Raw genomic sequence first — 12,359 nt, 5'->3', positions numbered from 1 at the left:
TGGTTGCGCGGAGCAGGACGCCCTGTCTCGATCCCCGCCTCAGTCATTATGCGGCGCATCCTGCCCCGCGTGGCCCACCGATGCAAGGCGGGCCGCCAGCCGCTCCGAGAACCGGCTCTGGGCCAGCTGGAAGGCGAGCTTGATCGCCGCGGAGACCCCGGTGGCATCGGCGCCGCCGTGGCTCTTCACCACCGTGCCGTTGAGGCCCAGAAAGACCCCGCCGTTCACCCGACGCGGGTCGATGCGCTTGTTCAGGCGCTTCAGCGAGGTCAGGGCCAGCAGCGCGGCAAGGCGGCTCAGCGGCGTGTGCTTGAAGGCCTCGCGCAGGAACTGACCGATCAGCTTGGCGGTGCCCTCGCCGGTCTTCAGCGCGATGTTCCCGGTAAAGCCGTCGGTCACGATCACGTCAACCCGGTCGCTGGGAATGTCGCCGCCCTCGACGAAGCCCACGAAGTCGAAGTCGTTCTTCGCCGCCGCCGCCTCGATCAGGTCATGCGCCACCTTCAGCTCGGCGCGGCCCTTGTGCTCCTCGGTGCCCACGTTCAGCAGGCCCACGCGCGGGCGGCTCAGGCCCATCCCGTTGCGGGCATAGCTCATGCCCATCAGCGCGTATTGCAGCAGGTCCTGCTGGTCGGCGCGAATGTCGGCGCCCACGTCCAGCATGATGTTGAAGCCCTGGGGGTTGCGCGAGGGCCAGAGGCAGGCGATGGCGGGGCGGTTCACGCCCTCGATCTTGCGCAGCCGGAGCATGCTCACCGCCATCAGCGCGCCGGTGTTGCCGCAGCTCACCGCCACGGCGGCCTCGCCCTTTTCCACGGCCTGGATGGTGGACCACATCGAGGTGTCCTTGCCATGCCGCATCACGTGGGAGGGCTTGTCGTCCATCTTGACCACGCCCACCGCGTCGCGGATCACCACGCGGCTGGCGAGCCGGCGCTTTTCCACGAGCGGGCGCAGCTCGGCCGCGGGGCCGTGCAGGATGAAGGCGATGTCGGGATTCTTCGAAGCCGACTGGGCAATGCCTGCCACAACGGCGGCCGGCCCGGCGTCGCCGCCCATCGCATCAACAGAAATGACAACCCGGCCCGTGAGGGCCGGGAGCTGGCGCGTGTCATTGCTTGCGGTGTCAGACATCTCCGCAGGCGTGCCGGTCACGCTCAGGCGGCGTCTTCGTCGATGTCGATCTCGTCGGCAGCGGCGACGATTTCCTTGTCGTCGTAGTGGCCGCAGGCCCCGCACACGTGGTGCGGACGCTTCAGCTCGCCACAGTTGCTGCACTCGGCCGGATTGTCGGCAACAAGCGAGTCGTGGGCCCGGCGCATGTTGCGGCGCGAACGGGTGACTTTATTCTGAGGGACAGCCATGTCTCAACCTCGGGTCTTGGGCAGGGCACACCGCCTTCGCTGCGCCCCGGCATCTGCGGGAATCTCGTCCGGCGCGTCATACGCCGCCCCGCGGCACCGATCAAGCGCCGATCCACGGGAGGCGGCAAAATACGAAACTTTTGCCGAAACGCAAGCGCGGAGTCGCCACGGGCCTGCGCTAGTCCTCCATCCGCTTCTTGAGATCGGCCAGCCCGGCAAAGGGCTTCACGCTCTCCTCGGTCAGCGGCTCGGCCCCCGGCTCGGTAAACACCGCCTCGCCCAGCTCCACGCCCTCGGCGCGCGGAAAGGCGGGCAGGGCGAGCGCGAGCGCCTCCTGCATCACCTCGCCCAGGTCCAGCACGGCGGGCAGCGGCTCGGCCTCGTCATCCTCCGGCATCTCCACCTCGTCGTCCTCGGGAAAGGAGAAATCCGCGAGGTAGCGCCGGGTGACCGGCTCCTCGATGCGCGTGGTGACCGGGTCCAGCGTGACCACGCAGGGCTGCACCACCGTGGCGCCCAGCTCCGCATCGAGCCGCCAGTCCTGCTTGCCCACGGGCGTGAGCCTGCCCTTGAACCGCAGCTTGCGCAGCCCCAGGATGCCCAGCGCATCCGCCATCCGGCCCAGTGCCGCCGCCTCCGGAACAAGCTCGAAGGTGGTCGGCTTCGCCGTCGTCAGTTCCGAAAGCCGAAACATTGGTGCCTCATCCCCAGCCGCCATGCGCTTCCTTTCTTGATGTAACCTCGATCCTTCTGTAAGCCGATTACCAGACAAAAGAAACTGAGGCACGAGGGGAAGATGGCGGCTATCAGGAGGGCAGGCCCTGGCGCGGCGAAGGGGCTGATGCTGCTGGCGCTCGTGCTGACGATGGCTGCCTGCACGGCGCGCTATCGCAACCACGGCTATACACCGGCCGATGCCGACCTGGCGCGGATCCAGGTGGGCGTGGACACCCGCGAGAGCGTGGTCGAGGCCGTCGGCTCGCCCGCGGGCTACGGCGTGCAGCGTGAAAGCGGCTACTATTACCTCTCCGCCCGCACCCGCACCTGGGGCCCCAAGGAACCCGAGTTCGTCGACCGCCAGCTCCTGGCGATCTCCTTCGATCCCTCGGGCCGCGTCAGCAACATCGAGCGCTTCACCCTGCGCGACGGCAACGTCGTCGCCCTGTCGCGCCGCGTGACCGACAGCAACATCAAGGGCGTCAGCTTCCTGCGCCAGCTTCTCGGCAACCTCGGCCGCTTCCGCGCCGAAGACTTCCTCGATTAAGACGGGTCGGAGCCTGCCCTGCCGCGCGTCGTGCAGGGGGGGCTACACGCGCCTCACCCCTCCGGCTCGAACTCCAGCGCCACACCGTTGATGCAATAGCGCAGGCCCGTGGGCTGCGGGCCGTCCGGAAAGACGTGGCCCAGATGCGCCGCGCAGCGCGCGCAATGCACCTCGGTGCGCTTCATGAACCAGCTGCGATCCTCGCTGGTGCCCACCTCCGCGCCCTCCTTGGGCGCCCAGAAGCTCGGCCAGCCGGTGCCGCTGTCGAACTTCTGCGCCTGGTCGAAGAGCGGCGCGCCGCAGCAGACGCAGGTGAATGTGCCCGGCTCCTTGGGAAAGTCGTCATGGGTGAAGGCCCGCTCGGTGCCATGCTTGCGTGTCACCTTGAAGGCAAGGTCCGAGAGCTGCGCCCGCCATTCCTCGTCGGTCTTCTCCACTGCCGCCATTGCGTGCCTCCACAGTTCCGTCACATGTTGCGCCTACCGTCGCGCCAACCCATATCTAGACGCACGCCGAGGAATCGCAATCCTGCGAGGAGGTCCGGGCAGATGAAGGCACTGACAAAAGGCCGTTACCTTGTCCGGCTGGCCGACAGCGAGGCCGATCTTGCCGCCGTCCTGGCCTTGCGCGGGCTGTGCTTCCGCGGTGATGCGGGGGCCCGCGACGAAGACGGCTTCGACCCCCGCTGCCTGCAGGTGATGATCGAGGACGCCCGCAGCGGCCGGCTCTGCTGCACCTTCCGCCTGCTGCCGCTCTCCGGCGGGGCCGAGATCGGCGCGAGCTACTCGGCGCAGTATTACGACGTGACCCCTCTCGAGGGCTTCGAGGGGCCGATGGTCGAGATGGGCCGCTTCTGCATCCACCCCGACCTCCAGGGCGATCCGCACATCCTGCGCGCCGCCTGGGCCGGGATGACCACCCATGTCGACGAGTACGGCGTCGAGCTGCTCTTCGGCTGCTCCTCCTTCAAGGGCACCGAGGCCGAGGCCTACATGGATGCCTTCGCGCTGCTGCGCGAGCGCCACCTCGCCCCGCGCCGCTGGCTGCCGCGGGTGAAGGCGCCGCAGGTCTTCCGCTTCGCCAAGCTGCTGCGCCGCAAACCCGACCCCCGCCGCGCCTTTCTCGGCATGCCGCCGCTCCTGCGCAGCTACCTGATGCTGGGCGGCTGGGTCTCGGATCACGCCGTGGTCGATGCCGACCTCGGCACGCTCCACGTCTTCACCGGCCTCGAGATCCGCGCCGTGCCGCCCGCCCGCGCCAAGGCCCTGCGCGCCACCGTCTGAGCCGTGTCCTCTGCTGCCGTAGGGTGCGCAGTCTTGGCGCACCTTGCTCCGATACGCAAAAGGCGCGAGGTCTCCCCCGCGCCCGCAGGGTGGGCATCACGCCCACCATGGGTCAATGCCTCACGCCGCCACGGCCTCGTTCGCCTGCTTCAGCCAGGCCAGCACGGTCTCGGGCGAGCTCACGCCATAGGGGTCCTCGCCGTGGTTGTCGCACAGCCCCGGCTCCTCGAACCAGGCCTCGATCACCCCGTCGTTCACCACCGCCGCATAGCGCCACGACCGCAGCCCGAAGCCGAGGTTGTCCTTGCGCACCAGCATGCCCATCCGCCGGGTGAATTCTCCCGAGCCATCGGGGATCACACCCACGTTCTCCAGCCCCTGCGCCTTGGCCCACTGGTTCATGACGAAGCTGTCGTTCACGCTCATGCAGTAGATCGCATCCACACCCTCGGCCTGGAAATCGGCAAAGCCGTTCTCGAAACCGGGCAGCTGGTAGGTCGAGCAGGTCGGGGTGAAGGCGCCGGGCAGGCTGAACAGAACCACGCGCTTGCCGGCAAAGTAGTCGGCGGTGGTCCTGGCCTGCCAGCGGAACGGGTTGGGGCCGCCCACGGCCTCGTCGCGGACCCGGGTGTGGAAGGTGACGTCAGGAAGTTTCATTCCGGTTTTCATGGGCTTGCCTCGCAAGGTTCAACCGGCGCCCAAGCGGGGAGGGGCCGGACAGGTTGCATCCGATCGGCCACCCGCAGCACGGGCAGCCCCTCCTCCCGGCGGCCTGCCTAGAGCGATTCCGCAAGCCCCGCAACCAGCCATCCCCGGCCCCATGCACCCCGCGCATGGCCCTTGCCCCGAGCCATTCCGGCATTGACCCTTCGGAATGGCCCGCCCAGTCTTGCCGCATGCCCACGCACTACCGAACCGCCACCCCCCGCGACGCCACCGCCTGCGCCCGGATCATCCGCGCCTGGGGCGAGGAGGTAGCCGACTGGATCGACCCGATGGACGCCCTCGCGCCCATGGCCGCCTTCTGGGCCGAGGTCTTTGCCGCCCATCCAACGTGGGTCGCCGAGGAGGCGGGCGAGATCCTGGGCTTCGCCAACCGCGAGGATCTGCACCTCTGCGGCCTCTACGTCGCTCGCGTCGCACGTGGCCGCGGCATCGGCAAGCATCTGCTCGATCTCGCCCGCGCCGGTCAGCCCCGCATGATCGCCTGGTCCTATGCCTCCAATACCCACGCCCGCCACTTCTATCGGCGCGAGGGCTTCGTCGAGCTCGGACGCGAGGTCGAGCCGGGCACCGGCCTGCTGAACGTCGAGCACCTCTGGACCGTCGCACCCCGACCCGCCCCGCGACCCGGCCCTGCACCCGCTGCATAGGCCCGGCCGCAAACCCTTTCCCCCGCGCAACCCACGCGCTATCTAGGGCTCAAACGCGCCCCGAAAGGCCCGAGACATGAACGACCAGAGCCCGCCTCGCCTCCGCCACCCCGAGAAGGCCCGCAAGCCCGACAATCCCCAGCCGAAAAAGCCGGATTGGATCCGGGTCAAGGCGCCCAACTCCAAGGGCTATTTCGAGACCCACAAGATCATGCGCGAGCATAATCTGAAGACGGTCTGCGAAGAGGCGGCCTGCCCCAACGCGGGCGAGTGCTGGAGCCAGGGCCACGCCACCATGATGATCATGGGCGATGTCTGCACCCGCGCCTGCACCTTCTGCAACATCGCCACCGGCAAGCCCCCCGAGGCGCTCGACGTGTTCGAGCCGGGCCGGGTCGCCGATGCGGTCAAGAAGCTGGGCCTCAACCACGTGGTCATCACGAGCGTAGACCGCGATGACATCGAGGACGGCGGCGCAGAGCACTTCGCCATGACCATCCGCGCCATCCGCAAGCAGGCGCCCGGCACCACCATCGAGATCCTGACGCCCGATTTCATCCGCTGCGACCCCGCGGTGCTGGAGGTGGTCGTCGAGGCCCGCCCCGACGTGTTCAACCACAACCTCGAGACCGTGCCCGGCCTCTACCCCGAGGTGCGCCCCGGTGCCCGCTACTTCCACTCCCTGCGCCTGCTGCAACGGGTCAAGGAGCTGGATCCTGCGATGTTCACCAAGTCCGGCATCATGGTGGGCCTCGGCGAAGACAAGCAGGCCGTGCTCCAGGTGATGGACGACATGCGCGCCGCCGACATCGACTTTCTGACCATCGGCCAGTATCTGCAGCCCACGCCCAAGCACCACCGGGTCGACCGTTTTGTCACGCCCGAGGAGTTTGCCGCCTACGAGAAGGCCGCCTGGGGCAAGGGCTTTTCCATGGTCTCCGCCACCCCGCTCACCCGCTCGTCCTACCACGCAGGAAATGACTTTGCCCGGCTCCGCGAGAACCGGCTGAAGAAGCTCGGCATGGCATGAAAGGGCCGCTCGCCGCGGCTCTGCTCGCCTGGGCAGGCGGCGCGAGCGGGCAGGGGGTGCCGCACCCGGCATGGGTGTTCCACTCCGAGGTGATCCAGCCCGAGGGCCGCGCGCTCTGCCTGATGACCGCCGAAGGCGAAGGCTGGAACTGGCTCACCCTCGAGATCGACGGCGGCGCACCCCGGCTCACCCTGCGCCTGCACGCGCCGCCGCCCGAAGGGCCGCTCACCCTCGTCTTCGCCTTCCCGCAGGGCGAGGTGCTGGGGCTGAACGGCACCGTCGCGGGCGACACATGGTCGGCCCCTGTCGCCAGCGCCGAGGAACTCTTCCGTTTCGCCACCTCGCTCGGCACCGACCAGAACATGCGGCTCGAGGTCCACGGCCCGGTGACCGACCGCTTTCCCACGCTCATGGCCGCCGATGCGCTGCGGCGGCTGCAAGCCTGCGCGCCATGATCCGCGCGGCCCTCCTACTCGCGCTCACGGCCATCCCGGCCTCGGCGCAGGGCTGGCAGCTCACGCCGCGCCCCGAGGAGGCGCAATGCACCGCCGCGCTGACCTCCGAAGCCGGGGCGGCGCTCGCCATCACCGGCCCCGCCGTGGCCGAGGCCAGCCCCGACACCCCCGGTTTCACCCTCCGGCTCTGGCTCCCCGCGCTCCTGCGCGACCTGCTGCCCATGCCCGACGGCGAGGTGGCGCTGGCCTTTCGCCCGGCCGGCCAGCCCGCCGTCCAGCTCGACGGCACGCTGGAGCCCGACGCCGCCTTCTACCGCTTCACCCACGCCTTCGAGACCGCGCAGGACACCGCCCGCTTCATCCTCGCCACCCGCACCGGCCGGCTGACGCTGTTTCACCCCGAGGCGGGCGTGCTGGCCGGCTTCGACACCGCAGGCGCCGAAGAGGCCCTCGCAGGCCTCCTCGCCTGCGCGCCCGCCCCCGAGGCTGCCGAATGATCCGCGCCACTGCCTCCGCCCCCGCCTTCCAGCCACATCCCGATTCGATGAGACCAAGATGACCGATACCAAAGCCGCCCAACTCCTCCACCTCCGGGGCCAGTCGCTCGCCAAGGGCGACCCGATCGCGCCGCCGATCACGCTGGCCTCGATGTATCACCTGCCGGGCACGCCGGGCGGCGTTGCGGCCTACGGCCGCTCCGACCAGCCGACGTGGGAGGCCACCGAGCATCTGCTCTCGCATCTCGAGGACGCGCCTGCGCTGCTCTTTCCCTCCGGCATGGCAGCGATCTCGGCGGCGCTCTTCGCCACGCTGAAGGCGGGCGACCGGCTGCTGGTGCCTTCCGACGGCTATTACAACGTCCGCAAGCTGGCCGACCAGTTCCTTGGCCCACTCGGGGTAAAGGTGGTGGAGCGCCCCACCACCGGCTTCGCCGAAGGCGGCTTCGAGGGCTTCGCCGTGGTCTTCATCGAGACCCCCTCCAACCCCGGCCTCGACCTCGTCGACCTCGCCGCCACCTGTGCGGCGGTGCGCGGGGCAGGGGGGCTCACGGTCGTCGACAACACCACCATGACCCCGCTCGGCCAGCGCCCGCTCGATCTCGGCGCCGATATGGTCGTGGCCTCCGACACCAAGGCACCGGGCGGCCACTCCGACAATCTCACCGGCCATGTCGCCACCCGCGACGCCGCGCTGGCCGAGCGCGTCCGCAGCTGGCGCACCGTGGCCGGCGGCATTCCCGGCCCCTTCGAGGCCTGGCTCCTGCACCGCAGCCTCGAAACCCTGCACCTGCGCTTTGCCGCCATGTGCACCAGCGCCGAAACCCTCGCCCCCCGCCTCGCCGCCCACCCGGCGGTGCAGTTGGCCCGCTACCCCGGCCTGCCGGGTGACCCCTCGCACAATCTCGCCAGAGCCCAGATGGCCACCAACGGCTTTCTCATCGGCCTGACGCTGAAGGACGAGGCCAGCGCCGAGCGTTTCATCGAAACCTGCCCCTTCCTGCGCCCCGCCACCTCCTTCGGCGGCGTCCACAGCTCCGCCGAGCGCCGCGCCCGCTGGGGCGATGCGGTGGCCCCGGGCTTCGTGCGGCTCTCGATCGGCACCGAGCCGGTGGAGCCGCTCTGGGACGCGCTGAAGCAGGCGCTGGACGGGCTCTGATGCCCTCGCGGCCCCCGTGCGGCAAGCGGAGTGGCGGGCAGGATCGTCGCCATTAGGCTCGAACCAATGGCGCCACAAGGGCGACCCCAGGGAGCCTTGAAGCCAGAGAATGAACAGGGGCAGGGCGCAAACTGACCGTGGTCAGTTTGCCACCGGCGGCACCACCTTCAGGTAGGCGGCAATCGCCGCGCGGTCCTCGTCGGTCAGCCTGGATGTGCTCTGCACAACCGTCGCCATCTCGCCGCCCGCCGTGTCGAACTCCGGCGTGAAGCCGCTCTTGAGGTATTCGGCGATATCGCCCTCCGACCAGTCGAGCTTGCCCGGCGTGATGTTGGGGATGCGGCCCTTGCCATCCGGCGAGGGCGCCCCGGCGAGCCAGTCCCCGGTCCAGCCGCCCAGCGGGTTGCGCGGGGTGTGGCACTCGCCGCAGTGGCCCAGCACCTCCACCAGATACCGCCCGCGCAGCTGCTCTTCGGTCAACTCGCCCTCGACCTGCCATCCCTCGCGCATGAACAGCAGCTTCCAGCCACCCAGCGACCGGCGGATGTTGAACGGAAAGCCCACCTCATGCGGCTGGCTCGGGCTCGCGTCGGCGGGCAGGGTCATCATGTAGGCGTGGATGTCGGCCACGTCCTGCATCTCGGCCATGTCGTAGGAATTGTAGGGAAAGGCCGGAAACAGGTGCTGCCCCTCCGCGTTCACGCCCATGGTCATCGCCCGGGCAAAGTCGCGCAGGCTCCAGTCGCCGATGCCTTCCTCGGAGGGCGAGATGTTGGGCGCAAGGAAGGTGCCGAAGGGCGAGGCAAACCTCTGCCCCCCCGCCAGCACCAGCCGCGCCTCGCCCTCGGCGCCCGGCGCGGCATGGCAATTGGCGCAGCCTGCGGCCCAGAACAGGGTCTCCCCGCGGCCCGCGTCGCCAGTCAGCCCGGCCACCTCCTCTTCAGGCAGATCGCCCGGAATGGTCACCACCCAGAACACGGCGGCGCCCACCAGCGCCGCCGCAACGAGCCACCTGAAGATCGGACGCATGGATTACTCCGGAAGGCGGTAGGCCTTGTGGCAGTCGCCACAGGCGCCGCCCATCACCCCCATCGACGCCTGAAGCGCCTGGAGGCTTTCGCCCGCGGCAGTCTTGGCCCCTTCGGCGGCAGCCACCAGGGCCGCGCCCTTGGCCTTGAAGTCGTCGTAGTTTTCCCAGATCTCGGGCATCGCGCGGCCGTCATCCACCGCCATGTGGTCGGTGCCCTCGTCCCACATCTCGTCCACCGTGACCTTCACGGCGGCGTCGTGCAGGGCGGTCGCGGCCTCGCCGGCGGCGGTGGCATCAAAGTCCATCTCGCCCTTGGCCATCTTGCCGAGCACGCCGAGGTTCTGGCCCATGACCTTCATCAGGTCTTCGCGGGCCTTCTGCTGCTCCATCGCATGGCTGGCGGCAAAAGCGGTTCCGGCGGCGAGAGAGGCCGCCAGGACGAGGCTGATGCGCTTGGCTGTGGTCTTCATGAATTCCTCCAACTGTTAGGTTTGCCCGGTCCCGAGGCTACACCAGCACTCTCAACCGCCCGTTCTGTCATTTCCGCAGCCACTTGGTGCGGTTATGCACAGACTGACCTTCACCATCGCACCACGGCAAGGAGTTTCTGCGCGGCGGGCACAACCTCGCTGATATGTTATCTCCATGACATGACAGTGACTTTCACTTTCCTCACGGGGTCGCCCTGCTAAACTTGACCGGATTTGACAGGACCCGTGCAGGAGACCCCCCGATGAAGCCCCTTGCCGCCGCAGCCCTCTGCCTCGCCCTTGCCACCCCGGCCTCGGCGCAGAGCCCCGAGCAGATCGAGCAGGCCCGCCGGGCCTACAACGACGGCCACTGGGAGCTGGCGCTCACCGTGCTGATTCCCGCCGCCGAGGCCGGCAATGCCGATGCCCAGAACGTCTACGGGATCGCCCTGAAGGACGGCGAGGGTGTGGCCGCAGATCCGGCGGCCTCGGTCGCATGGTATGAAAAGGCGGTGGCCCAAGGCCATCTGAAGGCCATGCACAACCTCGCCCATCTCTACCAATGGGGCGCGGGGCCCGTGGCGCAGGATTTCGACAAGGCCCGCGCCCTTTATCAGCAGGCCCTCGACGCGGGCTACGGCGAGGCCGGCAACGGCATGGGTCTGATGTGGGAGAACGGGCAGGGGGTCGAGAAGGACTTGGCAAAGGCGGCCGAGTTCTATGCCATCGGCGCCGAGGCCGGCGAGCGCAACGCCGCCTACAACCTCGCCAACTTCTACCGCACCGGCACCGGCGTGGAGGAAGACATGGGCCGCGCGCTCTCGCTCTACACCGAGAGCGCGCTCGCCGGGCATCCCTCGGCCTGGAACGCGCTCGGCCTGATGTATCAGCATGGCATGGGCACCGATCCCAGCCCCGAGGCCGCCTATCTCGCCTTCCGCGAGGCGGTGAAGGGCGGGATGGCGCTGGCCGGCATCAACCTGGGCGAGTTCGTCACCGCCACCGAGGGCTGGTGGCAGGATCCGGTCGCGGGCTACGGCTACTGCCTCTGGGGGATCAATTCCGCCTCCGAAAGCGAGCGCGACGGCTTCATCCAGACCTGCGAACCGCTGGTCGAGTATCTCTCGGTCGAGGAGGAGGACGCGGCCAAACGCTTTGCCGAGCAGATCGACCGCGCCCCGTGATCACAGCGGCGCACGGTCCATTGATTAATGGCTCTTATGTCTTTTGACATGTGTATGGGTTGTGTATCGGTTGTGCATGGGTTGTGCCCTGTTGCACCTTTGCGGTTAACGGCCCGAAATTAACCCTGATCCAAAAAGCGCACCGTCCCGATGTACGGCAGATCGCGGTTTCTCTGGGCAAAGTCGATCCCGTAGCCGACGACGAATTTGTCAGGAATTTCAAAGCCTATCCAGTCGGCCTTCAAGTCGATCTCGCGGCGCGAGGGCTTGTCGAGCAGGGCAATGGTGCGCAGTTTTGCCGGCTCGCGCGCCTTCAGCATGAGACTCACATGATGCAGGGTGAACCCGGTATCCACGATATCTTCCACCACCAGCACGTCGCGCCCTTGAATTTTGCCGCGCAAGTCCTTGAGAATGCGCACTTCCCGGCTGCTCTCCGTGGCGTTTCCGTAGCTCGACGCCTCGATGAAATCCACCTCCACAGGCAGGTCCAGCTCGCGCACCAGGTCGGCGATGAACACGAAGGAGCCGCGCAACAGCCCGATGACGATGAGCATTTCCGTGCCCTTGAACTCGGCTTCGATCTCCCGTGCCAGCTCCTCGATCCGGGCCGCGATGGCCTTTGCCGAGATGAGCTGGTCAATCACGTGCGGACGGTGCGGCATGTCTTCCCCTTGCATTCCCCGGCGCGTTGGGGCTCATCATGACCCAATCCTCCGCCATGTTACAGGCCCTCAAAAGCACTCTATGACCCGTCACGCCGAGACCCGCCAACTCCCTTATTCCGCTAGGGAAATGTATGATCTGGTCGCAGACGTGGCCGCCTACCCGCAGTTCCTGCCCTGGACCGCCGCCGCCCGCGTGCGCTCGCGCAAGCCGGTGCCCGCGAGCGACCTCGAGCACGGCCAGCAGCGCTTCGGCGACTGCGAGCTGATGGAGGCCGATCTGGTCATTTCGTTTAAGGTTTTCCGTGAGACATTTCTCTCGCGGGTCTGGCTCTGGGAGCACGCGCGGCGGATCGAGACGCGCTACATCGACGGGCCGTTCAAGCATCTGCTTTCGGTCTGGACCTTCGAGGATCTGCCGAAGGGCGGTTGCGAGGTTCACTTCCGGGTGGACTTCGAATTCAAGAACCGCCTGTTGCAAGGCGCGGCGGGCATGTTCTTCAACGAGGCCATGCAGCGCATCGTGCGGGCCTTCGAGACGCGGGCGCACGAGCTTTATGGTGCGAAGAATGGGTCGTAAGATTT

General features: G+C 68.0%; 17 protein-coding genes. 9 read left to right on the top strand and 8 right to left on the bottom strand.

The genetic code is table 11. From position 1 onward, the window contains the following. Nucleotides 1-39: 39 nt before the first annotated feature. The 3 genes from plsX to BUR94_RS07455 form a co-directional block, all read right to left on the bottom strand. A complete protein-coding gene (plsX, locus tag BUR94_RS07465) occupies nucleotides 40-1,134 on the bottom strand; it encodes a phosphate acyltransferase PlsX (RefSeq protein WP_074257626.1) in 1,095 nt (364 codons plus the stop codon). Between the two features lie 23 nt (nucleotides 1,135-1,157). After that, nucleotides 1,158-1,364, bottom strand: a complete 207-nt coding sequence (gene rpmF / locus BUR94_RS07460; protein WP_074255583.1) for a 50S ribosomal protein L32 — start codon at nucleotides 1,362-1,364, stop codon at nucleotides 1,158-1,160. Between the two features lie 178 nt (nucleotides 1,365-1,542). Then, a complete protein-coding gene (locus BUR94_RS07455; protein ID WP_245794403.1) occupies nucleotides 1,543-2,058 on the bottom strand; it encodes a YceD family protein in 516 nt (171 codons plus the stop codon). A gap of 102 nt (nucleotides 2,059-2,160) precedes the next feature. Between BUR94_RS07455 and BUR94_RS07450 the strand changes: the two genes are divergently transcribed. Beyond that, complete coding sequence (locus BUR94_RS07450) at nucleotides 2,161-2,628, top strand: outer membrane protein assembly factor BamE (RefSeq protein WP_074255581.1); 468 nt, start codon at nucleotides 2,161-2,163, stop codon at nucleotides 2,626-2,628. A gap of 53 nt (nucleotides 2,629-2,681) precedes the next feature. Here BUR94_RS07450 and msrB read toward each other — a convergent pair whose 3' ends face one another. After that, the gene (gene msrB / locus BUR94_RS07445) at nucleotides 2,682-3,074 is read right to left on the bottom strand and encodes a peptide-methionine (R)-S-oxide reductase MsrB (RefSeq protein ID WP_074255580.1); all 393 of its coding nucleotides are present in this window, start codon (nucleotides 3,072-3,074) and stop codon (nucleotides 2,682-2,684) included. Between the two features lie 102 nt (nucleotides 3,075-3,176). Between msrB and BUR94_RS07440 the strand changes: the two genes are divergently transcribed. Further along, the gene (locus tag BUR94_RS07440) at nucleotides 3,177-3,911 is read left to right on the top strand and encodes a GNAT family N-acetyltransferase (protein ID WP_074255579.1); all 735 of its coding nucleotides are present in this window, start codon (nucleotides 3,177-3,179) and stop codon (nucleotides 3,909-3,911) included. 120 nt (nucleotides 3,912-4,031) lie between these two features. On the opposite strand, the gene BUR94_RS07435 is transcribed toward BUR94_RS07440, so the two are convergent. Then, a complete protein-coding gene (locus BUR94_RS07435) occupies nucleotides 4,032-4,580 on the bottom strand; it encodes a peroxiredoxin (RefSeq protein WP_074255578.1) in 549 nt (182 codons plus the stop codon). 227 nt (nucleotides 4,581-4,807) lie between these two features. Here BUR94_RS07435 and BUR94_RS07430 point away from each other — a divergent pair, with 227 nt between their 5' ends. The 5 genes from BUR94_RS07430 (at nucleotide 4,808) to BUR94_RS07410 (ending at nucleotide 8,425) form a co-directional block, all read left to right on the top strand. Further along, nucleotides 4,808-5,284, top strand: a complete 477-nt coding sequence (locus tag BUR94_RS07430) for a GNAT family N-acetyltransferase (protein ID WP_074255577.1) — start codon at nucleotides 4,808-4,810, stop codon at nucleotides 5,282-5,284. Between the two features lie 76 nt (nucleotides 5,285-5,360). After that, the gene (gene lipA, locus BUR94_RS07425) at nucleotides 5,361-6,314 is read left to right on the top strand and encodes a lipoyl synthase (RefSeq protein ID WP_074255576.1); all 954 of its coding nucleotides are present in this window, start codon (nucleotides 5,361-5,363) and stop codon (nucleotides 6,312-6,314) included. Then, the gene (locus BUR94_RS07420) at nucleotides 6,311-6,769 is read left to right on the top strand and encodes a hypothetical protein (protein ID WP_074255575.1); all 459 of its coding nucleotides are present in this window, start codon (nucleotides 6,311-6,313) and stop codon (nucleotides 6,767-6,769) included. Before lipA ends, BUR94_RS07420 begins: the two co-directional genes overlap by 4 nt. Further along, nucleotides 6,766-7,266, top strand: a complete 501-nt coding sequence (locus BUR94_RS07415) for a hypothetical protein (RefSeq protein ID WP_074255574.1) — start codon at nucleotides 6,766-6,768, stop codon at nucleotides 7,264-7,266. The genes BUR94_RS07420 and BUR94_RS07415 overlap by 4 nt, the downstream gene beginning before the upstream one ends. 58 nt (nucleotides 7,267-7,324) lie before the next feature. Then, a complete protein-coding gene (locus BUR94_RS07410; protein WP_074255573.1) occupies nucleotides 7,325-8,425 on the top strand; it encodes a cystathionine gamma-lyase in 1,101 nt (366 codons plus the stop codon). Nucleotides 8,426-8,566: 141 nt separating this feature from the next. Here BUR94_RS07410 and BUR94_RS07405 read toward each other — a convergent pair whose 3' ends face one another. Further along, on the bottom strand, nucleotides 8,567-9,454 hold the full coding sequence (locus tag BUR94_RS07405; protein WP_074255572.1) for a cytochrome c: 888 nt from the start codon (nucleotides 9,452-9,454) through the stop codon (nucleotides 8,567-8,569). Nucleotides 9,455-9,457: 3 nt separating this feature from the next. Continuing rightward, nucleotides 9,458-9,925: a c-type cytochrome gene (locus tag BUR94_RS07400; protein ID WP_074255571.1), complete on the bottom strand. Its 468-nt coding sequence runs from the start codon at nucleotides 9,923-9,925 to the stop codon at nucleotides 9,458-9,460. Between the two features lie 263 nt (nucleotides 9,926-10,188). On the opposite strand from BUR94_RS07400, the gene BUR94_RS07395 reads away from it, so the two are divergent. Further along, nucleotides 10,189-11,109, top strand: coding sequence for a tetratricopeptide repeat protein (locus BUR94_RS07395; protein ID WP_074255570.1), 921 nt, complete (start codon nucleotides 10,189-10,191; stop codon nucleotides 11,107-11,109). Nucleotides 11,110-11,228: 119 nt separating this feature from the next. Here BUR94_RS07395 and hpt read toward each other — a convergent pair whose 3' ends face one another. After that, nucleotides 11,229-11,774, bottom strand: a complete 546-nt coding sequence (gene hpt / locus BUR94_RS07390; RefSeq protein WP_074257625.1) for a hypoxanthine phosphoribosyltransferase — start codon at nucleotides 11,772-11,774, stop codon at nucleotides 11,229-11,231. 82 nt (nucleotides 11,775-11,856) lie between these two features. Between hpt and BUR94_RS07385 the strand changes: the two genes are divergently transcribed. After that, the gene (locus BUR94_RS07385) at nucleotides 11,857-12,354 is read left to right on the top strand and encodes a type II toxin-antitoxin system RatA family toxin (protein WP_074255569.1); all 498 of its coding nucleotides are present in this window, start codon (nucleotides 11,857-11,859) and stop codon (nucleotides 12,352-12,354) included. The last annotated feature ends 5 nt before the right edge of the window (nucleotides 12,355-12,359 follow it).

The sequence above is a fragment of the Vannielia litorea genome, from assembly GCF_900142295.1.
GTDB lineage: Bacteria > Pseudomonadota > Alphaproteobacteria > Rhodobacterales > Rhodobacteraceae > Vannielia > Vannielia litorea.
Note: the sequence above shows the minus strand (reverse complement) of the source record. Positions and strands in the feature narration are given on the sequence as shown.